Source organism: Pallidibacillus pasinlerensis, assembly GCF_009996845.1.
Classification (GTDB): Bacteria; Bacillota; Bacilli; order Bacillales; family Caldibacillaceae; genus Pallidibacillus; species Pallidibacillus pasinlerensis.
Genome location: NZ_JAACYS010000006.1, coordinates 42786 through 66018 on the forward strand (window position 1 = coordinate 42786; position 23233 = coordinate 66018).

The 23233-nt window shown below is 35.5% G+C and carries 16 protein-coding genes and 2 riboswitches; of the genes, 2 read left to right on the forward strand and 14 right to left on the reverse strand.

The features are described 5' to 3' along the window. Window positions 1-13: 13 nt before the first annotated feature. From ligA to GW534_RS02530, 13 genes are all read right to left on the reverse strand, one after another. Complete coding sequence (gene ligA, locus GW534_RS02470; protein WP_161919474.1) at window positions 14-2029, reverse strand: NAD-dependent DNA ligase LigA; 2016 nt, start codon at window positions 2027-2029, stop codon at window positions 14-16. Between the two features lie 165 nt (window positions 2030-2194). Beyond that, window positions 2195-4441, reverse strand: coding sequence for a DNA helicase PcrA (gene pcrA / locus GW534_RS02475; RefSeq protein WP_161919475.1), 2247 nt, complete (start codon window positions 4439-4441; stop codon window positions 2195-2197). A gap of 84 nt (window positions 4442-4525) precedes the next feature. Then, window positions 4526-5212, reverse strand: a complete 687-nt coding sequence (gene pcrB / locus GW534_RS02480; protein ID WP_161919476.1) for a heptaprenylglyceryl phosphate synthase — start codon at window positions 5210-5212, stop codon at window positions 4526-4528. A 201-nt stretch (window positions 5213-5413) separates the two neighbouring features. Continuing rightward, window positions 5414-5743, reverse strand: a complete 330-nt coding sequence (locus tag GW534_RS02485; RefSeq protein ID WP_161919477.1) for a YerC/YecD family TrpR-related protein — start codon at window positions 5741-5743, stop codon at window positions 5414-5416. Between the two features lie 63 nt (window positions 5744-5806). After that, on the reverse strand, window positions 5807-6823 hold the full coding sequence (locus GW534_RS02490) for a DUF3048 domain-containing protein (RefSeq protein ID WP_312854621.1): 1017 nt from the start codon (window positions 6821-6823) through the stop codon (window positions 5807-5809). A gap of 46 nt (window positions 6824-6869) precedes the next feature. After that, window positions 6870-8615: an adenine deaminase C-terminal domain-containing protein gene (locus GW534_RS02495; protein ID WP_161919478.1), complete on the reverse strand. Its 1746-nt coding sequence runs from the start codon at window positions 8613-8615 to the stop codon at window positions 6870-6872. Between the two features lie 157 nt (window positions 8616-8772). Then, on the reverse strand, window positions 8773-8985 hold the full coding sequence (locus GW534_RS02500; RefSeq protein ID WP_161919479.1) for an NETI motif-containing protein: 213 nt from the start codon (window positions 8983-8985) through the stop codon (window positions 8773-8775). Window positions 8986-9075: 90 nt separating this feature from the next. Then, on the reverse strand, window positions 9076-10365 hold the full coding sequence (locus tag GW534_RS02505; RefSeq protein ID WP_161919480.1) for an NCS2 family permease: 1290 nt from the start codon (window positions 10363-10365) through the stop codon (window positions 9076-9078). A 158-nt stretch (window positions 10366-10523) separates the two neighbouring features. Then, window positions 10524-10625, reverse strand: a riboswitch (purine riboswitch). Window positions 10626-10809: 184 nt separating this feature from the next. Next, window positions 10810-12330: a glutamine-hydrolyzing GMP synthase gene (guaA, locus tag GW534_RS02510; RefSeq protein ID WP_210253465.1), complete on the reverse strand. Its 1521-nt coding sequence runs from the start codon at window positions 12328-12330 to the stop codon at window positions 10810-10812. 223 nt (window positions 12331-12553) lie between these two features. Continuing rightward, window positions 12554-12655, reverse strand: a riboswitch (purine riboswitch). A 30-nt stretch (window positions 12656-12685) separates the two neighbouring features. Next, on the reverse strand, window positions 12686-14902 hold the full coding sequence (locus GW534_RS02515; RefSeq protein WP_161919482.1) for a transglutaminase TgpA family protein: 2217 nt from the start codon (window positions 14900-14902) through the stop codon (window positions 12686-12688). Between the two features lie 4 nt (window positions 14903-14906). Further along, window positions 14907-16112 carry a DUF58 domain-containing protein gene (locus GW534_RS02520; protein WP_161919483.1) on the reverse strand — a complete coding sequence of 402 codons (1206 nt, stop codon included), beginning with the start codon at window positions 16110-16112 and terminating at the stop codon, window positions 14907-14909. After that, on the reverse strand, window positions 16109-17065 hold the full coding sequence (locus GW534_RS02525; RefSeq protein ID WP_161919504.1) for an AAA family ATPase: 957 nt from the start codon (window positions 17063-17065) through the stop codon (window positions 16109-16111). Before GW534_RS02525 ends, GW534_RS02520 begins: the two co-directional genes overlap by 4 nt. Window positions 17066-17294: 229 nt before the next feature. Further along, window positions 17295-18329 (reverse strand): S66 family peptidase, encoded by a 1035-nt coding sequence (locus GW534_RS02530; RefSeq protein ID WP_161919484.1) that lies wholly within the window; start codon window positions 18327-18329, stop codon window positions 17295-17297. 176 nt (window positions 18330-18505) lie between these two features. Between GW534_RS02530 and GW534_RS02535 the strand changes: the two genes are divergently transcribed. After that, complete coding sequence (locus tag GW534_RS02535; RefSeq protein WP_161919485.1) at window positions 18506-19147, forward strand: NAD(P)-dependent oxidoreductase; 642 nt, start codon at window positions 18506-18508, stop codon at window positions 19145-19147. Between the two features lie 967 nt (window positions 19148-20114). Here the strand turns inward: GW534_RS02535 and fumC are convergent. Further along, entirely contained in the window at window positions 20115-21503 is a 1389-nt protein-coding gene (gene fumC / locus GW534_RS02540; RefSeq protein WP_161919486.1) for a class II fumarate hydratase, read from the reverse strand. 413 nt (window positions 21504-21916) lie between these two features. On the opposite strand from fumC, the gene GW534_RS02545 reads away from it, so the two are divergent. Next, complete coding sequence (locus GW534_RS02545; protein WP_281351947.1) at window positions 21917-23092, forward strand: diguanylate cyclase domain-containing protein; 1176 nt, start codon at window positions 21917-21919, stop codon at window positions 23090-23092. The last annotated feature ends 141 nt before the right edge of the window (window positions 23093-23233 follow it).

A 23233-nucleotide genomic window follows, 5' to 3' on the forward strand; every position in this document is an offset into this window, starting at 1 on the left:
TAAAAATTGGCATTTACATATTCACGTCTTTTATAACTTCAACTAACTGATCTTCATTCCACACTTCGATACCGAGTTCCTGTGCTTTTTTCAACTTTGAACCCGCATCCGCTCCAGCGATAACGACATCTGTATTTTTACTTACACTTCCTGTTACTTTTGCACCTAGAAGTTCCAGTTTTTCCTTCGCTTCACCTCTTGAATATTGTTCAAGCTTCCCAGTTAAAACAATCGTTTTACCTGCAACTGGTGACTCTATTTCTTCACTAGAAGTAACTTTCGGTCCTTTATAAGATACGTTAACTCCTAGGTCCTTTAATTCCTTAATTAACTCTTTTACCTCTGGTAATTGGAAAAATTGGACAACGGACTTCGCCATTTTTTCGCCAATCTCATTAATCGATTGTAATTCTTCTTCTGTCGCTTCCATTAAATGATCAATATGTTCATATTGTTCCGCTAAAATTCTTGCCGCCTTCGCTCCGACATGACGGATACCTAAACCGAACAATAAACGTTCTAATGAATTCCCTTTAGAAGCTTCAATTGCGTTTAATAAATTATTGACTGATTTATCACCCATACGCTCTAATACAATTAACTGGTCATATTCAAGTTTATAAAGATCAGCAACATCTTGAACGAGATTGTTATCAAACAACTGTGTAATTACTCTTTCGCCTAAGCCATCAATATTCATCGCGTTTCGAGACACGAAATGAATGAGACCTTCTCGAATTTGTGCCGGACATTTTGGATTTAAACAACGAAGTGCCACTTCCCCATCTAAACGGACTAACTTACTGCCACATTCCGGACATTCTGTCGGCATTGTAAATGGCTCCTCATTGCCTGACCGCTTTTCAGGTAAGGATCGAACCACTTCAGGAATAATATCGCCAGCTTTTTTGATAATTACATAGTCACCAACACGAATATCTTTTTCTTTTATTAAATCTTCGTTATGTAAAGAAGCACGTTGCACTGTTGTTCCGGCAACACGAACAGGTTCTAAAATCGCTGTCGGTGTAATTACCCCTGTTCTTCCAACACTTAGTTCAACATCGATAAGTCTTGTTTCAACTTCTTCAGCTGGGAATTTATACGCAATCGCCCAACGTGGAGATTTAACGGTAAAACCTAATTTTTCTTGTTGATCAAAACGGTCAATTTTTATAACAATACCGTCAATTTCATATGGTAAATCAGGTCGTTTACTTTCCCATTCTTCAATATATCTTAAAACATCATCAATTGTTGGACATACTCGTCGTTCTTTATTTGTCTTTAAGCCAAGTTCGTCAAGGTAGTTTAAAAACTCACTATGTTTCTGTATTTGTGGCAAAGTATTTTCGCCTATGGAGTATAAAAAGACATCTAAGTTTCTTGAAGCTGCAATTTTCGGATCTAATTGACGTAAGGAACCAGCAGCCGCATTTCGTGGATTTGCGAACAATTCTTCCCCATTAGCTTCTCGTTGTTTGTTTAATTCCTCAAAGGACTTTTTCGGCATAAAACATTCGCCACGAACTTCAATCGTTACATTTTCTTTCAATTTCAATGGGATTGATTTCACTGTTCGTAAGTTCTCAGTGATATCCTCACCAACGGTACCATCACCGCGGGTTGCTCCTTGAACAAATTTCCCATCTTCATAACGTAAAGAGATGGCTAGACCGTCAATTTTCAATTCACATACATATTCATAGTCTTCTCCGATGGCTTGTCTTACTCTTCGATCAAAATCACGTAAGTCTTGTTCATTAAAGGCATTGCTGAGACTAAGCATCGGTACACTGTGTTCAACCTTTTGGAAACCATCCAAAACTTGTCCACCGACCCGTTGTGTTGGGGAGTCTGGTGTAACAAACTGTGGAAATTGTTCTTCTAATTGAATTAGTTCTTGTAATAATTGGTCATACTCACTGTCTGCAATAGTCGGTTTGTCCAATACATAATATTCATACCCGTATTTTGTTAGTACCTCTTGCAATTCTTTAATTCTTTTTTCTGCTTGATTAATATCCATAAAGAATCACCTTCAACCACTTTTTATGTATCATGATGACTTTGAAAAAGTTGCGCTCAATACAATCTTAAAAATTCCCTCTAAAAATACTGTCAAAATACAACAGCATAGAATTAATTTATTTTATATTGAGACGCAAACTTTATTTACAAAGCCACCCTAAATTTATTGCTTTTCAATCGGTGCAAATTTCGCTAGTAGTCGTTTTATACCGACAGGACTTGGAAAGGCGATATCAAGTTCCATATTTTCACCTTCACCACGGACACTAACTACAGTTCCAACGCCCCATTTTTTATGAACGGCTTTGTCGCCAGCTTTCCAGCCTAAACTTTCTCCGCCAGTACCTGATGGAGTAAATACAGGACGTTTAACACCCGTTTGGAATGTGCTGACTTGGCGTGAGCCTGTAATTCCTTGGCTACTAGTTGAGCCAAATACAGATTTCCGTTCACGCTGAATTTGTTCATTCTCATTAATAATTAACTCTTGCGGAATTTCCTCAATAAAACGAGATGGCGAGTTCATATTTCTTCGACCAAATAACGTCCGCATTTGTGCATTTGTAATGTATAATTCTTCCTCAGCGCGAGTAATTCCAACATAGGCAAGACGACGTTCTTCTTCCATTTCAGACTCTTCCATTAAACTACGGGAATGTGGGAAGACACTTTCTTCTAAACCTATTAAGAAAACGACCGGAAACTCTAATCCTTTTGCAGAGTGCAGAGTCATTAATACAACAGCCTCGTTATTTGTATCCTCTTTATCCATTTGGTCAATATCTGCGATTAGCGCTAAATCAGTTAAGAAAGCAACTAACGTTTTATCTTCGCTTTGATCTTCAAAGTTTTTTGTAACTGTTAAAAATTCCTCAATGTTTTCAAGGCGACTTGCAGCTTCCAACGTTTTTTCCGCTTCTAACATTTCTCGATAACCAGACCGTTTAATTACTTCTTCCGTTAATTCAGTAACAGATAAATAATCTTGCATTTGGTTTAAATCCGTAATTAACTGATAAAATTCTTCACATGCTTTTAAAGCTTTACCTGTTAACCCAATTAAAACTGCATCACCTAATGCTTCATACATCGACATATCATGTTGCACTGCAAATTGAGCGATTTTTTCAACAGAAGTTGCACCAATCCCACGTTTTGGCACATTAATGACTCTTTGTAAACTTATATCATCGTCTGGATTGGAGACTAATCGTAAATAAGCTAATAAGTCTTTAATTTCTTTTCTGTCATAGAATTTAGTTCCACCAACAATGTTATAAGGAATATTCGATTTAACTAAAACTTCCTCAAGGGCCCGCGATTGAGCGTTAGTTCGATATAAAACAGCAATATCACTATATTTACGATTTTTTTCTTTTACTAATTCTTGAATTTTGCCCGAAACGAATAATGCTTCACCTTGTTCTGTGTCTGCACGATAATAACGAATTTTCTCACCTTGTTCATTTTCTGTCCATAATTTTTTCGGTTTCCGCTGCATGTTACGAGAAATTACACCATTTGCTGCTTGTAAAATATTTTTCGTAGAACGATAATTTTGTTCGAGTAAAATAACCTTCGCATCAGGATAATCCTTTTCAAAGGACAAAATATTTGAAATATCCGCTCCACGCCAGCCGTAAATCGACTGGTCAGAGTCACCTACGACACAAAGATTTTTAAACTTTTCAGCTAATAATTTTACTAGAACATATTGCGCACGGTTTGTATCTTGATATTCGTCCACGTGAATATATTGAAATTTATTTTGATAATACTCTAATACTTCCGGAACCCGTTCAAACAAGTGAATTGTTTTCATAATGAGGTCATCAAAGTCGAGGGAATGATTTTTTAACAAACGTTTTTCATATTCTTCATACACTTCACTAACAACCCGTTGGTAAAAATCACCAACATGTTTAGACACATCACTTGCACTTTTTAGTTCATTTTTCGCATTACTGATTGAACCTAAAATGCTTCGTGGGTCAAATTTTTTCGGATCAAGGTTTTTATCCTTTAAGATTCCTTTAATTACTGACAATTGATCAGACGAATCAAGAATTGTAAAGTTACGATTAATGCCAATCCGATCAATATCTCGTCGTAAAATCCGTACACACATCGAGTGAAATGTGGAAATCCAAATATCATCTGCTGCCCCGCCTAAAATGCCATTAATCCGTTCTTTCATTTCTCGTGCAGCTTTGTTTGTAAATGTAATGGCTAAAATATTATATGGATTTACACCTTTTTCCACTAAAATATATGCAATCCGATGGGTTAATACTCTTGTTTTCCCACTACCTGCACCTGCCATAATTAACAACGGGCCATCGGTTGTTTTCACTGCATGTTGTTGCTCTTTATTTAGTCCGTTTAGTAGCCGATCCTTTAAGTATTGCAAATTTTATCACCCTTTTAATTACGGAACATTTGTTCTGTTTTACATTTATTATACCTATTATATTGTTTTTATCTAGACCCTTTTTTACTCTTTTACAGCTTTAACCGTCCGTAATGCCTCTTCCAAATTTTCATATATAACATTTCCTACAATGATACAGTCAGCATATTGTTTCATTTCCTTCGCCTGTTCAACTGTTTCAATACCTCCGCCATAAAACAACCTCGTATTCTCTAACACATCTTTCACTTGTTTAACAATCTTTGGGTCACCATATTTACCACTATATTCGATGTAAAAGACAGGCAAATGGAACATCTTTTCCACCATTAAGGCATATGCTTCAATATCTTCTTCAGATAAATCACAATTGGCTTCGGTTAATTGGGCCACTTTACTATTTTCGTTCAATATACAATATCCTTCAACAATCATTTCTTTCCAATCAATCATATACCCGAATTCTTTTATAGCTAGATGGTGTTTCCCTAAAATCCAATCCCGTTTCGGACTATTTAATACAGTAGGAATAAAATACATGTCGAACCCTGGTGAAATCGCGTCAACTTGTGAAACTTCTAAAACACAAGGTACCGTGTATCTACGCACTCTCGCCATTAAATTCAATACCTTTTCTAATGTAACATTATCAGTTCCACCAATCATAATGGCATCCGTACCAGATTCACAAATTTGTTCGATTGCGTGATCATCGATTTCCTTATCCGGATCCAATTTAAAAACATGTTCCCATTCCCGAATATTTAGCATGCTTCTTCCTCCAAGCCTATATGTATTCCATTTTTCAATTATACCATTCATTTATAACTAGGAAAAATAGGAGTAACAACAAAATAATTTATTTGTTATTTCTTGTTAACACTAGTACACTACTTAATCGTAAAACCTATTATACAAACGAAAAAATCCCTTCTGTAAAGGGATTTTCCTTATTAAATCATTATTCTTTTATTAAACGTTCGTTTCTTCTTCTTTCACTTCAGGTTGTGATTTTTCCTCTAAACGTTCTAAAACCATTTTATAAGCATCATTTCCATAATTTAAACAACGTTTCACTCGAGAAATAGTCGCTGTTGATGCTCCTGTTTCCTTTTCAATCTCATGATACTTTCTGCCCTTTTGTAATAGTCTTGCTACTTCTAAACGTTGGGCCAATGATTGTATTTCATTTATTGTACATAAATCATCAAAAAACCGATAACATTCTTCTAAATTATTTAACGTTAAAATTGCTTCAAATAATTGGTCTAACTCTTTCCCTCTTAATTTATCAATTTGCAAAGCAAATGCCTCCTATGTTAAAAATTATCATTTATTTTATAAATAAACAATGAACTTATCTGCTCATTCGTAACTTACCATTTTTTCTATATTTGGTACGATATTAATCCATGTTTTCCCCGGAACTAAGCGGACTTCTCCCCCATTCAAATAAGGAACAATTCGTCCATCCACGTTTTCCCATATAACCTCTCTCAATTTCCCATCTTGTAACAGAAGTGCTTTACCACCAGATGTTAAATCTACTTTTCTTCTACCAACATCATCAATAACTGTGTGATCCATTTGTACAATGAAAATGTTATTTAGAAGAACCGGCTCATTCGTTTCATAATCCACCGTTTGCTCCCCACCTGAGAAACGTAAATATTTCTTTAAAGATGGATTGTATTCATAGTGGACTTCAAAATCTTTATTTGAATAAGAAATAGTCACATTGGATTGCGCGGTTCCGTCTATTTCATCATTTTCAGACAAGAATTTGTATGATGTCGGTGCACCTTCGAGCGTGTATCCGTTCTGTTCTGCACCTTTAATTATATTCTCATGTGTAATATAGGAATTATGTGGTGCCTTTCTAAAGGACGCCCGATTAAATAATGTACCATCATAATACAATCCGTTCAAATCATCGACATATCCAGATTGGATGAGTTTTTGAGCATCAGGACTCCAACCATGGAAAATATAAATTGCATCTAGCCCTTTTGCCAATTCAATATAATACGGTCTTGCACTACGAACTGGACCTACCTTCTCCGGCATTTCACTCTGGAATACCGCTAATAGTCTTGTAATACCGCCTTCTGCAAGCACTTCAAAAACTAAATCTGCTTTATTTAATCCTGATTGAGGTCTTGCTGCAGGATGGTTATTAATCATTACGCTAACAGCACGATTCGTCGATTGTATTTCAGTCGGTTCACCCGTCAGTGGATAAGAATACATTGGTTTTCGTTCGACTTCTTCAGCGACATTATCGTCTAAATCTGGCTTAGGCTCCGCCTTTTCTTTACTGCATCCAACTAGTAGGAAAAGAAGAACAATGATTGTTATGACTTTCCAATGTTGTCTAAACACAAGTCAACCTCTTTTCTGCATATTGTTTTCTGTTGTCTTTATTATTTTAACGCATTATAGAAGGAAACAAAACTTTTTTTTGCATAACATCAAATAATCCAATCGGTGTCAAACGGATATAAGGTAAATGAGTCGATGTAAAAAATAGTAGTGTATATATTGGATCATTGTATGGGTAACCTAACTCGGATATGATTTTTTTAAATTCTTTATCTTTCTCAATCAAAGTTTCGAAGTCTAATGTACTTGAATGGCCACTTAAGGATAATGGAAGCTCATATATTATATTGTTATCATTAGAAATAACAATTCCGCCCCCTAACTCCTTTAAACGTTTAAAAGCTTTTAGCATATCTTTTTTATTTTTACCAATTAATAGTATATCACCTGTATTCGTGAAAGTGGTAGCAAGGCCCCCAAGATTTTTCGCAAACCCTTTTACAGCTATGTTCATCCGGAGTTCGCCACTCCGCTGAATATACATAAAGAAACATTCATCATTACTTTCATCCAGTTCATTACGATATATGTCAGTCGTTATTGAATAAGGTTTTGTAATTACGGAACTTTCTAAACTAATGCCAACTGGCATCGAAAATTGCAAGTCTTTTTCTGTTAATTCCCAATTCAGTTTTATTGGATTAAATCCATAATCATTCAAATTTAATTGATAATAATCGTCATTAACTTCATTTTTTCGTTTAACCCATTTCCCTTTTGCTAAAACAGAAACAGGTGTAGGATTATCTTCAGCTTTAAGGAAATTTATATCGGCTACCCTTCCTGTTGCTATTAAACCGTGTAAATGTTCAAGATTATAATATTTAGCTGGATTATACGTTGTCATTAAATAAGCATCGATAGGTGGAATACCATGTTCAATACAAATTTTAATTAAATAATCCATAACGCCTTTTTCATAAAAGGATGGAGTGGAACCGTCAGTCGTCAACATAAGATGGTCGTAATTAGGTAGATTTTCTTTCTTTATATCCTTTATAATCTGTGGTAAATCTGGTCGAATCGATGAATGTCTTAGTCCCACCATGTAACCTTGCATTAACCGGCGCATAACTTCCTTTCCATTTATCGATTCATGATCGCTATCCGCTCCTAGGAGTTTTAACTTTGCCAATGTTTTCTCTGATGCGCCTGGGAAATGCCCCTCAACTTTTTTATTCATCCGCTTCGTTTCTTGAATCCAATGAAGTTTTAAATCATCGCCTTCTAATAGTTTTGGCCAACCGGTTAATTCACCCGCTTGAACGACTGATTCATGCTCTAGCCAACTTTTAACTAAAGCATTTGAAAAAATAAGCTCTTCATCAATGATTTCGGTCTGACTATCTAATCTGCCCCACCAGTATATCGTCGATGGTAGTGATTTTAAGTCACCCAACAAAGAAAACGCTTTCTTTTTGTCGGTGAATAAAAACATTTGTAAATTATCATTAATAAGCACTGTCGTTCCAGACTTAGCTGCATATTGTGCAAAGCTTACTGGATTGTATAATTGAAATGGATGGACATGAGGTTCAATATATCCCGGTACTAGAAAATAATTTGTACAATCTACTACTTCACAAGATTCATCAATTTTCTCAGGCAGTTTTTCTCCTACATATACAATTCGATCGTTGTAAATCCAAATATTCCCCTGCATCCATTGTTTAAAAACACCATTTAAATACGTAGCGTTTTTTAACAATAATGTCAGTGACCTTTTACCATCTAATACATCTACATGTTCCCTTAGTTCCCGGTTTCTCCAGCGATACTTCGACTCAACCATTTGCCTCCACCTTTTGCATATTTTTATTTAAAAGCAATCCTAATACTTATCGAAAGATTATGTCTACAAAGTTTCGATTTTAATTATAACATATTTCCCTTTTTAAAGTACTATAGTTATTTGAATATTCCTAAAAACAAAACACAATTTACTTTTTTTATTTTTCATCTATTAATTTTCCTTCGAAGATAATTTGCTTTTTCACCGGTTCATACTGGACTGTACCGTCACTATGTTTTATTTCTTTAAAAATCGGCTTTTCATATTTACCAACCGGTACATATCCTTCTTTTTTCATGCGATTTAACAATTCGTCAACTGTTTCATGATCTTGCAATTCAAACCGTAATTTCTTTTTCTTTTTTCCCAACTTCATCACCTCAAAATTTTTTCGTTAGTTTTATTTTAATACAAAAAGCTGTCCCATAGTCTATAAGACTTAAGGACAGCTTCTTCAGAATTAAACCATTGCATCGAAAATGAAATATAAGATAAATAAAATACCTAATACATACATTACTGGATGTATTTCTTTTGCACGACCTTTAACTATCATTGTTAATGGGTAGAATATAAACCCTACCGCAATACCAGTTGCAATACTACCTGTTAGTGGCATCATTAAGAATGTAAAGAATGCAGGTACTGCAGTTTCAAAGTTTTCCCATTCAATTCCTTTCAATTGAACAGCCATTAACACACCAACTAAAATTAAAGCAGGAGCTGTTACCGCACTCGTTACAACAGCTAATACTGGTGAAATGAATAAAGCAATAAAGAAAAGAATTGAAACAACTACAGCTGTAAATCCAGATCTACCGCCTGCACCAACACCAGCAGTTGATTCGATATAAGAAGTAGTACTTGATGTACCTAAAATAGCACCTATTACTGTACCAGTTGAATCAGATGTTAATGCACGACCAGCTCGTGGAAGTTTGCCATCTTTCATAATACCTGCTCCACTCGCAACCGCCACTAAAGTTCCTGCTGTATCGAAAAAGTCAATAAAGATAAATGTTAAAATAATGATTAACATATCTAGTGTAAAAATATTACCTAAATTGAAAAATGCTTGACCGAAAGTAGATTCAATACTTGGTGGTGCAGAAAAAATTGCTTCTGGAAGTGGTACTAGACCAAAAATCATCCCTACAATTGCTGTTATCACCATTCCATAGAAAATACCAGCATTGATTCCACGGGTTACGAATAAAACTGTTACAAATAAACCAAAAATAGCAAGTAAAGTTTGTGGATCTGATAAGTCACCTAAAGCTGCTTCAGCTGTAACAATACCAGCATTTTTCAAACCAATGAACGCAATGAATAAACCAATCCCTGCACCAACTGCAAGTTTTAAGTTGTTTGGTATTGCATTAATCACAAGTTCACGAACTTTTGTTAATGTAAGAATAACCATGATAATACCAGAAATTAAAACACCGGCTAATGCAGTTTCCCATGGGATTCCCATACCAAGAACGGCTGTGAACGTAAATGCAGTGTTAAGTCCCATACCTGGAGCTAACGCCACCGGATATCTCGCAACGACCCCCATCACTAATGTACCTAATGCAGCTGCAAGACATGTTGCTGTAAACACAGCACCCCAATCCATCCCAGTTTCTGATAAAATCATAGGGTTTACTGCTAAAATATAAGCCATAGATAAAAACGTTGTAAGACCAGCAATGATCTCGGTCTTATAATTTGTACCGAGTTGTTCAAACTCAAAATACTTTTTCATATTAATTTCCCTTACCTTTCTAATAGAATTTGTGCTTTGAAGTATTTCCAATATCGAAAAAAATACTTCAAAAAAGAAAAAAGCTCCTGTTTCCACAGAGCTTTTACGAAAGGTATTGGTTTATAAGATATTATCCTAAAAAAAGAAAATATATCCTTACAAAACGAATAACCTCTCGTAGTCGTGCTATTTACGGTAGCTCGGTAGAAACTTACAGGCCATATTCCTGTAAATATACGAGAAACAGAGAATATTATTTAATTAGTACGAATACATATTACCAAGTTTTAATTACGACGTCAACACTAAATACGAATATTTTTAATAAAAACATAAAATTTTGTTCGTATATTTCGTTGGAAATACGTATTTTTTCTGTTTTTCTAAAAATATATACGCAAAACATGAAACCGCCTGTTTCAATTACTGAAACAGGCAAGTTTTTTATTCCCACTCAATTGTTGCTGGTGGTTTACTTGTAATGTCATAAACGACCCGATTCACGTGGGGAACCTCATTAACAATACGTCTTGAAATTTTCTCCAACACATCCCATGGAATTCTTGCCCAGTCGGCTGTCATTCCATCGATAGAATTTACCGCTCGAATACCTACCGTATAATCATAAGTACGAGCATCTCCCATAACGCCTACACTACGAATGTTTGTCAGTACAGTAAAGTATTGCCAAATTTCTCGATCAAGTCCTGCGTTTTTAATTTCTTCTCGTAAAATATAGTCAGACTCACGTACAATTTCCAGTTTTTCCTCGGTTATATCACCAATAATACGGATTCCAAGACCAGGACCTGGGAACGGTTGACGCCAAACGATTTCATCTGGAATTCCTAGAGCTGTTCCAAGTTCACGAACTTCATCTTTAAATAATGTTTTTAATGGTTCAATCAGTTCAAATTCCATATCCTCTGGAAGACCGCCAACGTTATGATGCGATTTAATCGTTTCTGCAGTTGTTGTACCACTTTCAATAATATCTGTATAAAGTGTTCCTTGAGCAAGGAAGTCAATTCCTTCTAATTTTGCTTGTTCATCATCAAACACGTAAATAAACTCGTTACCGATAATTTTACGTTTTTGTTCCGGATCTGTAACACCAGCTAATTTATCTAAGAAACGTTTACGAGCGTCAATTTTGATTACATTCATATTGAATTGTTGACCGAATGTTTCCATAACACTTTCTGCTTCACCTTTACGTAACAGGCCGTGGTCAACAAACATACATGTTAATTGATCACCAATTGCTCTATGGATAAGTACGGCAACAACGGAAGAGTCAACCCCACCGCTTAACGCACATAAAACTTTTTTATCGCCTACTGTTTTACGAATTTGTTCAATTTGAACATCAATGAAATGTTCCATCGTCCAATTTGCTTCACATCCGCAAACATTTAATACAAAGTTTTTCAACATTTCATTTCCATACTCTGTATGACGCACTTCAGGATGGAATTGAACACCGTATATTTTTTTCGCTTCATTACTCATTGCTGTAATTGGACATGAAGGGCTTTTCGCATCTACAACAAATCCTTCTGGTACCTCAGTAACAAGGTCACCATGACTCATCCACACAACTTGTTGTTCTGGAGTATTACGGAATAATGTAGCATCAGTTAACACTTCTATTTCCGCTTTTCCGTATTCACGATGTGCAGCTTTTTCAACTTTGCCACCAAACTCTTTCGTCAACAGCTGCATACCGTAGCAAATACCAAAGATTGGTAAACCTAATTCAAAAATCTCTTTATCGCAAGTAAATGCATTTTCATCGTAAACACTGTTTGGACCACCAGAAAAAATAATCCCTTTCACATTCATCTTTTTTATTTCTTCTGCCGTAATTGTATGAGGATGTAACTCACTATATACACCGAACTCACGGATTCGTCGGGTAATTAATTGATTAAATTGACTGCCAAAATCCAAAACGATAATCATTTCTTGATTCTCTGCTTGTTGAGTCAAACTATTCACCTCTTTAATTTTTTCCATTTATGTAATGAAAATTGATTCACCTATTATCTTTACCTATTATGATACTTTTGTACAATATTTTTTTCTAAAATATACAAAAAACTAGAAAACTACCACAAAGGCAGTATTCTAGTTTACACATCAATTATATAACTAATTAAGAACGTTACATAACGTGATTCTTGTGCAATATAGAACCCGCCTTCATAGTCAGGCTATTTACGGTAGCCCGGTAGAGACTCTCGAACCATATTATCGAGGATATATGAAGGAAAACATCTTTAAAACGTTCTTATTGTAAAATAAAAACAGAATATGGTCAAGTCTGTTTTTTCTTTGCCACTTGCTTCATTAAGCTTTCCCATATCTCTTTTAAACTTTCCCAACTAACTTGCTCAGGTCCATTTCGATATAAAAATCGCTCATAATAATTCGTTAATTCACTCATTTTTTCATTTCCTAACTGTCCGTCAACATATTTTGCATATTGACGTAAAGTTGCCCCGTCTTCAATTTTTAGTCCTGAACGTTCAAGTGACTTTATTAATTGTAAATAAGCATTCGCAAAAGATTCACCATCTTCCATGTTCCGGAATCTAAAAATTGTCATATATGGAAGCCAGCGATTTTTAGTCAAAATTAATATGAGCATAGTAATAAGCGAAAACACGCCACTTCCGAACCACCACCATTTTGTATCATCCCAAAACGAACCCCAAGAAAAAGTACTTTGTTGCTCAGTTTTGTTTTGTTCAGATTCTTTTTCTTTTTTCTCTTCTTTTTCTAATTGTTCTTTTTCTTCTTCAGGAGGTGGTTGTACATCTTCTGCTGTCCGAGAATTTTCATGTTGATCAGATTGCAAATCGTAATAAAACTCTGTCGGATTATTAAACCCTTTTGTCGGTTCAAAAGGGACCCAACCTATATTTGGAAAATATACTTCTACCCAAGAATGGGCATCATTATTCGTTAATTCAAAATACGATGTATTCTCATCATGACCTACCATTGTTCCTTTTGTATACCCTTTCGCCCACCGGGATGGAATACCAAGCGTACGAAGTAACACAACCATTGAAGTGGAAAAGTTGTCACAATAACCAATCATTGTTTCAAATAAAAATTGGTCGACATAATCTTGATCTTTTCCGGGATACTCAACATTTTTCGTATCATACGTAAAGCGATAACTCGACAAATAACTTTCAATCGCTTTTGCCTTTTCGTAAATATTTGTTTTACTCTCCGTTAACTCCACAGCTAAATCGCGGATTCGCCCCGGTAAGTTTTCTGGTAATTGTGTGTATCGCTCATAAAATTCAAGATTATTGTTAATTAATTGTGTGTAATTTTCAACACTTCTTAATGTGTAAACTTCATAAGCTGGCCGGTTATATTGAACTTCATAACTATTCGCATTTTGTAAAGACCCCGTATAAATTTTTTCATTGCCGGGACTATAATCAAAAGTATCTTCCGTATCAAAAGTAAGTTGTTTTACACCATAAGGATACACAATATGATCTTTTTTCGATTGAAATTCAATTTTTGCTGCCTCATCTTTTTCTTCAAACGAAGGTTCAACTGTATACATCGGGATTTCCATTTCATCCACAATTTCCACTCGCTCATGTAGATTGGAGGATTCCCAGCCCTTTCCTGTATACATATCCTTCGTTTCCACCCGCCAATATTGGGCATGGGACGATTCGATTCGAAAGACTGGTGTATTATCAGCTTCAAATGGACCACCGAGTCGTGAATCATCTTCATCGTAACCAATCCTTCGCATATTTCCAGTACCTTCCCCTTCACTACTCGGATGATGGTCAGCCATCGATTGAATAAAAGGAACAGGGTCAGGCCAAACCGGACCAGCCTTTGGTATCATAACCCCAATCGTTATACTAAATAAAACAATTGCAATTAACGGTATAACCCAATTTTTAAACTGTTGTAAAAAAAGGATTTTTTCTTGTTCAATTAATTTATAAACAAATAATAATCCAACAGCTAACAGCCCGATAATCATCGTCCGAACAATTGCCCAATTTGCTTCATACGGGAAAAACGTATCTACTACAGCTAAATAGACAATTGTTAAAACGAGGAAAAAGAAAATCGTTTTCCGAATCACGAGCCAATAATTAAGCAAATAAATTAATAACCATAATAAAATGAACAATAATAAAGTGCGGAAGGCATCGGTTATTGCTAACCAGTCCCCAGCGAAAACATGCCCAATATTATTCGCAATTTCTGCTAAAAAACGGACTGGAAAAATAATCGTAATAAATGGCTCATTGAAAAAAATATGGTTAATCGTTAACACCATATACACACTTAATATTATTGCTTTAAAAATCCATCTCAATTGAAAAAAATATAAAAGAAAACCGATTGCTAAAAACACGACAAAAACTTGTAAATTCTGAATTTGTACAATGACTTCCAGTGGGCGTAACCATTCCCATAAAAGTAAAAAACCGGTCATATATATAAGAAACACTTCTAAACTTTTCGGTTTAATGGTCACTATATCACCCCCTGTCAAAAGCCTTCGCAAATGCACCTTCATAAATGACCCTCGTTACTATTCCGCGCTTTCTTGCTAAGTCAATTAATTCTAACTGTTCATTATTTAATTTCTCATTTTTACCCTTGACAACAAAAAGGACGAGATGACCTCTTCTCACTGATAAACTACTAATCTTTTCAACTACTTGTAATGTTAATTGATTAACGATAAAAAAGATGAGACTATGTTGATTTTTAAAAGTCTGCTCTAACTCTAGCATTTTACTAAATTCGATTGATGCATCGTCTTCTACTTGGGCTAGATGATAATTTAATGTGCGCAACTGGAAATTTCCACTTTTCATCGGAAAATATTCTGCTCTATCCCCCATTGAAACTAAACCAACTTGAGCCCCTTTTTTGAGTACAGCTCGAATAATTGAAGCTGTGAAAACCACTGAAAGCTCAAAATTCGGATGTGGGGTTCGATCTAACACGAGCATTACATCATGACTTTGGCGCTGTTCAAATTCCTTTGTCATAATTTCATTTTTCTTTGCAGATTGTTTCCAATGAATCCAAGAAAACTTGTCCCCAGGAACGTATTCCCTAACACTAATTGCCATCGTAGAATCCCGTTGTACTTTATCCTTTGTAGCCGTCATCCCTAATTCAAATTGATTTTCAAACGGTTCATATGTCATATTTATAAAAGCTGGGTAGACGAGAATTTTATCTTCATCAGATACGTAAAATCCCTTTCGTACAAGCCCGAAAGGATCGCCAATTACGACTCGATGACCTTTAAATTCGTACTCGCCCCGTGGGATTTGTTCTAGCTGATATGTATACGTCCACTGCTTTTTAAACAATGGAAATAACAGAAACTTTAATGAACTCCCATACTTTTCTTTAAAGTTAATTGAAATATCATCCTCTATTAAACAAAAAAATATGGGAAAGTGGTTCGTTCTACTAAACGTAAGATTTACGACTACCTGTTCTCCAGCTTGAAACTCGTATTTATTGATTTCTCGTTGAATTTGAATCTTTTTAACAGGATAAAAAAAGAGCGCAAAACAATAAAGTGCGATTGGTAAAAAGCTGCCGAACAAAAACCAACTGACAAACCCACCTTGAAACATGGCATAACAAAAACTCGAGATGACTAATACAAGAAGAAATATAAACTTCAATGTTTGTTTACTAGCTTCCGCAAACTTTTTCATCGTCTCACAAACCTTTGAATCGGTACTTTTGTATTAGATAGTATCGAATAAATAATATCTTCAGCAGTAGTTCCTTCATATTTAGCTTCCGAACGTAAAATAATGCGATGGCCAAATACAAATGGTGCTAAAAATTGAACATCATCTGGTAAAACAAAATCGCGTCCCAAAACAAAGGCATAGGCTTGTGATGCTTTCATTAAAGCAATTGACCCACGCGGACTAACACCTAAATAAATATGTGGATGATTCCTTGTGCGAGCGACAATATTGATAATGTATTCCTTTATCGTATCATCAACAAATACTTCTTTAACCTGTTCCTGCATCTTAACTAATTCTTCTGTTGAGATGACTGCCTCCAGCTCATCAATCGGTGTCCTTTTTTGCCTTTGATTCAATACTTCCATTTCTTCATCAAAGGACGGATAACCCATGCGCATTTTTAATAAAAACCGGTCCAACTGTGCTTCTGGCAAAGGATACGTTCCTTCGTATTCTATCGGGTTTTGAGTTGCCATAACAAAAAATGGACGAGGCAGCTCATAAGTGACACCATCAATGGTAACACTTTTTTCTTCCATTCCTTCTAATAGGGCCGACTGGGTTTTTGGGCTTGTCCGGTTAATTTCGTCTGCTAAAATAATATTTCCCATGATTGGACCTGGTCGAAATTCAAACTCCATTTCTTTCGGATTATAAATGGAAACCCCTAATACATCAGAAGGTAACAAATCAGGAGTAAACTGAATGCGTTTAAATGTCGAGCTGACAGATTTGGCAATCGATTTAACGAGCATCGTTTTTCCGACTCCAGGGACATCTTCTAAAAGAACGTGACCACCCGCTAACAATGCCGTAAGACTTAAAATCGTTTCGTTTTGTTTTCCAATCATTACTTTTTCAATATTATTTAATATATTTGCTATTTGCGGTTGCAGATTTTGTACCATAGCCAATTTAAAAAACCTCCTGATTCGAGTGAACAATCGAGAACACTCAAGTTTGTATAATTTGTTCAAAAAGTCAATTTATTATATTTTACAATATATTCAGATTACTGTTAACGAATTCGACACAATTTAAATGTAAATTTTACATTAAAAATAATAGCAATTTAACCCTGTAATGCTTTTTACATTTTTAGATTCAAACTTCATGCATTACAGGGTTATACCATTGCTATCTCACACCGCTTTCCAGAATTGAAAAGGCTTTGTTTTCACAATCAATTTCTGCTAGGGCACCATAAGGTATAATGAATTTTGGCTCAGTATGACCGAAATTTAAATTATATAAAATTGGTATGTTCGTTAAGCCATACTCGTTCATAACCGTTAGGATTGCTTCCTTATATTCCTCGTAATACACTTCGTCGTATGGTTTGGCAAAAATAATTCCCTTTGCCTTTTGTAAAATTCCTTGGGCTGCATAGTTTCTAAGCCAATATGTGATATATTGTGGTTCCGTTTTATCCTCTGATGTTTCAAAAAAGAGAATGCTATCATCCCATGTACGTGGCTCTGGCCAAAGCTCCGTTCCTTTCATAAACTCTAATACTTCAATACATCCGCCAATTAATTTACCAGAAACTATCCCTGAGCCTTGCAAAACTTCTGGGCCATGATTCGGATTCATTTTTCGCTTACGATTACGGTACTCTGGAATTGCCCAATCAAGAAGCTCACTTGTCCATTCTTTCGCAGGTTCAATTTTACCAATTGGCTCATCGGAAAATAATGTCCGTTTAACATATTTAATCGTGTAGTCATGCATCGCTACGTTTTCAGCGAAGTCTAACATAATCGCAGGGCCGTAAAATGAAGATAGACCCGCCTTCAAACAAATAAAGTGAGTAATTGTTGTATCCGAAAATCCCATAAATATTTTCGGATTGTTACGGATGACATCGAAATCGATGTATGGTAAAAGACGAATACTTTCATCTCCACCAATATTTGAAAAAATCGCTTTTATACTCGGGTCTTTAAAAGCGTTCATCAAATCTTCCGCCCTTGCCTCTGGATGATTGTAAATAAACTCAGAACCTTTTAAACTATATGGCATAGCAACAACTTCTAAGCCGAATACATCCTTTAGTCTTTTGACCCCTTGTTCGTAACGCCAACGAAGTTCAGGATCACCCGCTCCTCCCCAAGAAAGACTTACCGTCGCGACTTTATCCCCAGGCTGTAACTTTTCTGGTTTTATTAACATTTTTTGCTCCCCTTTACTCTCTTCTCAATAATAGTTAAAAACATCGTATCAAACATAGGGAAAAGATAGCAATCTACATATCACTTAAATGAGTTTTTAGTCAAATTATTTTGTATTTCGACACCTATCATGTACAATCAGGAATATTAATAAGAATTTTTAGGAGGTTTTTAACAATGAAAATAGGAATCATCGGTGCGACTGGTAAAGCAGGTAGTTTTATTTTAAAAGAAGCCCTAAACCGTGGTCATGAAGTAACTGCAATCGTTAGAGACGCATCCAAACTTGAAAATAAAGATGTAGCTGTAATCGAAAGTGATATTTTCGATTTGGGGAGCTATGATTTTGAAGACCTAGATGTCGTAGTAAATGCATTTGGTGCTCCAGCAGGAGATGAGCATTTACATGTGGAAGCTGGAAGAATTTTAATTAATGCATTTGAGCAAGTACCCCATGTAAGACTAATTGTAGTTGGTGGTGCAGGTAGTCTTTATGTCGATGAAGAAAAGACAACTCGTCTACTAGATACTCCAGAATTTCCAAAAGAGTATTACCCAACCGCTGCAAATCAAGCGAAAAACCTAGAGGACTTACAAAAAACAACTGGTATAAAATGGACATTTGTTAGCCCGGCTATTTTCTTTGATCCAAACGGAGAGAGAACAGGCTCTTACGTTGTTGGTAAAGACCATCCAGCTGTAAACTCTCAAGGAGAAAGCTACATTAGCTACGCAGACTACGCTATTGCTATTTTAGATGAAATTGAAAATCCGAAATATATTAATGAGCGTTTTACTGTTGCTGGGGAAAAGGCGTAAATCATCTTGAGAGCTTCTTACACATTTGTGTTGGGAGCTTTTCTCTTGGACATTTTGATGCGTTTCTACTTGTATTTTGTCTGCGAGAACACTTCTCGGGGACATTTCGACACTTTTCTACTCTCATTTTGTCCGCGAGACCGCTTCTCAAAGACATTTCAACACTAATCCAATTACTTTTTGTCTACGAGACGGCCTCTCGATGACATTTCAACGCTAATCCAATTACTTTTTGTCTACGAGACGGCCTTTCGATGACATTTCAACGCTAATCCAATTACTTTTTGTCTACGAGACGGCCTCTCGATGACATTTCAACACTACTCCAATTACTTTTTGTCTACGAGACGGCCTCTCGATGACATTTCAACGCTAATCCAATTACTTTTTGTCTACGAGACGGCCTCTCGATGACATTTCGACGCTAATCCAATTACTTTTTGTCTACGAGACGGCCTCTCGATGACATTTCGACGCTAATCCAATTACGTTTTGTCTACGAGACGGTCTTTCGATGACATTTCAACGCTAATCCAATTACTTTTTGTCTACGAGACGGCCTCTCGATGACATTTCGACGCTAATCCAATTACTTTTTGTCTACGAGACGGCCTCTCGATGACATTTCAACACTACTCCAATTACGTTTTGTCTACGAGACGGCCTCTCGATGACATTTCAACACTAATCCAATTACGTTTTGTCTACGAGACGGCCTTTCGATGACATTTCGACGCTAATCCAATTACTTTTTGTCTACGAGACGGCCTCTCGATGACATTTCGACGCTAATCCAATTACATTTTGTCCATGAGACTACCTCTCAATGACATATTTATGTCTTACTATCTATATTTGTCTACCGACCTTCAAGAACTCCACCCATCCTCTTATAATAATTACAAAAAAGGCCCTCCTACATGACGCAAACTCTCGCCATATAAGAGGACAAACGTAAACTCACAAATTAAGCATTCGGATGAACCATATCTTCAGGTCTTACATACTTGTCAAACTCTTCACTTGTTAGTAATCCAAGTTCAAGAGCTGCTTCTTTTAATGTTGTACCTTCTTTATGAGCTTTCTTCGCGATTTTAGCAGCATTTTCATAACCGATATGAGGATTTAATGCTGTTACAAGCATTAAGGAGTCTTTTAAGAACTGATCAATTTTTTCGCGATTTGGCTCAATACCAACTGCACAATTATCATTGAAGGAACGAATTCCATCAGCAAGTAATCTTGCGCTTTGTAAGAAATTATATAAAATAACTGGTTTGAACACGTTTAGTTCAAAGTTACCTTGGCTCGCAGCAAATCCTATTGTTGCATCATTACCCATCACTTGAACAGCTATCATGGTTAATGCTTCACTTTGTGTAGGGTTTACCTTACCTGGCATAATGGAAGATCCAGGCTCATTTTCAGGAATGGTAATCTCACCAATTCCACTACGTGGGCCAGACGCTAACCAACGAACGTCATTAGCAATCTTCATGACATCTGCTGCTAATGCCTTCAATGCACCATGAGCATAAACTACTTCGTCGTGGCTTGTTAAAGCATGGAATTTGTTTTCTGAAGAGTAGAAGTCAATTCCAGTAAGTTGTTTAATTTCTTCAGATACCATGGCTCCAAACTCTGGATGAGTATTAATTCCAGTACCTACAGCTGTTCCACCGATAGCTAGGGCTTTCATTTTATCTGTACTTTCTTTAATGAATTCAATATCACGAACAAGCATATGTACCCAACCACTAATTTCTTGACCTAGTGTAAGTGGTGTCGCATCTTGTAAGTGCGTTCTACCAATTTTTACGATATCTTTAAATTCTTCAGCTTTTTCTTCTAAAGTCTTTTTGAATCTTTCAACTTCCGGTAATAATGTATTTTCAACATAGCTCGTTGTTGCAACATGCATAGCTGTTGGGAAAGTATCGTTTGAACTTTGTCCCATGTTTACATCATCGTTTGGATGTAGCTTTTGATCAGATCCCCACTCTTTTAAAAGCTCATTTCCACGGTTAGCGATTACTTCGTTTAAGTTCATGTTGGATTGCGTACCGCTTCCCGTTTGCCAAATTTTTAATGGAAACTCACCATCATGTTTTCCTTCTATAATTTCATCAGCAACTGTAACAATTGCCTTTGCTTTATCATCATGCAATTTACCCAATTTATTATTTGCAATCGCACAGCTTCTTTTTAATATTGCAAATGCTTTAATTAACTCTTCTGGCATTGTTTCAGTGCTAATCTCAAAATTTTGCAAACTACGCTGCGTTTGTGCACCCCAATATTTGTTTGCCGGAACTTTAACTTCCCCCATTGTATCTCGTTCGATACGATATTCCATGAATAATCCCCTCCTGTTATTTTTCCAGAAAAGCGTTTTCACAACTTCTATTATAGTAAATTAATTTTAATTAATCTATGAATTTAGTTTAAAACTATCTTTTTTTAGCATAAACTCGCTAAAATTCGATAAACTCCTAATATTGCCTACGGCTAATTCTAATTATTTAAATCCAATAAATCCACCTTTCATTAAATGTTCGCCTAGTAAATTGCAAAACTATTAAATGAATTATGTTAATATATAATTGAGTTCATTATAGAATAGGTGACGTTATGAAACTCTTATCACACGGAAAATTCGGAAAGCGCATACAATATTCTTTTCTAATTTCTACCGTTATCATCATGTTAATGGTTGTTTTTTGCGTAATTGGCGTTCGTTTTGCAATGAATGAAAATATTCGTGGACAAATGGCTCTAGACCGAATCGATAATTCAATCAATAACTTTTATAAAGCGATCATTAATCAGGAAACAGGACAAAGAGGTTATAGTTTAACGAAAGATGAATCTTTCTTACAACCTTACTATGAAGGTGAAGAACTGTATACTGAAAGTTTGTTAGAACTAAAACGGCATGTCGATTTTTATCCAGCAATGAAAAATGATATAAAAGAAGTAACATCATTAGGTGAAAAATGGCACGATCAATTTATTCAAGCCCTTGTAGCCATGTCCTTAAAAGGAGGACAACCGAGTACTGAACAACTAAGAGCTGAAAAACAAGCTTTTGATGAGTTTCGCCAATCTTACTTTGCAATTATTGAAAGAATAGATGAAGAGCGTAGTGTTGTAAGAGAAAAAATGAAATCAAGAGTTAATACCATATTTCTAACCTTAGTTGTCAATAGTATCGCGATACTTCTAGTTAATTTAATCGTGAATTTTAAAGTACTTCAATCAATTACTCGACCAATCATTCAATTAAGTGATAGTGTGAAGTCCTATGCTCAACATCAATTTGAAAAAGATGTACCATCGTATCGTATGAATGATGAATTATCTGTACTTATTAAAAATATTGATACAATGCGTAACGAACTTTCAAAAAGCATACGAACTTTGGAGTTAAAAGCAAATATTGATGGATTAACTGGGATTTATAATCGTCGCTTTTTCAATGAATTTCTTAAAAAACAATGGGTTCAAATGATAGAACAGTCCCAACCAATCTCATTAATCATATTTGATATTGATTATTTTAAAAAATACAATGATACATATGGTCATTTAGCTGGAGATGATTGTTTAAAAGCAATCTCTTCGGCATTGCAACAATACAATGAAAACCAATTTAATTTATTTGCTCGCTATGGTGGAGAAGAGTTTTGTATTATATTACTTCAACGTTCAAAAAAAGAAGCGCTGACAATCGCTGAAGAAATAAGAAAAAAAGTGTTAGAATTAAAAATTCCCCACAAGAATTCGACTATAAACAAATATGTAACAGTAAGTATTGGTGTAGCCACTATAATACCAAGTCGAGATACGACTCCTGAAACACTTATATCTTTTGCCGACAAAGCACTATACACTTCTAAAGAAAAGGGTCGAAATTGTGTTACGGTTTATGATTCAACTATTTAATGAAAGATAGGACAAGTTTTGTCATTGCCCACCTTAAAAACAATCGAAAACGCAGATAAAATTTTAGTTATTCATCAAGGAGAAATAATTGAACAAGGGACACATGAAGAACTTCTTAATAAGAAAGGGTTCTATTACAAT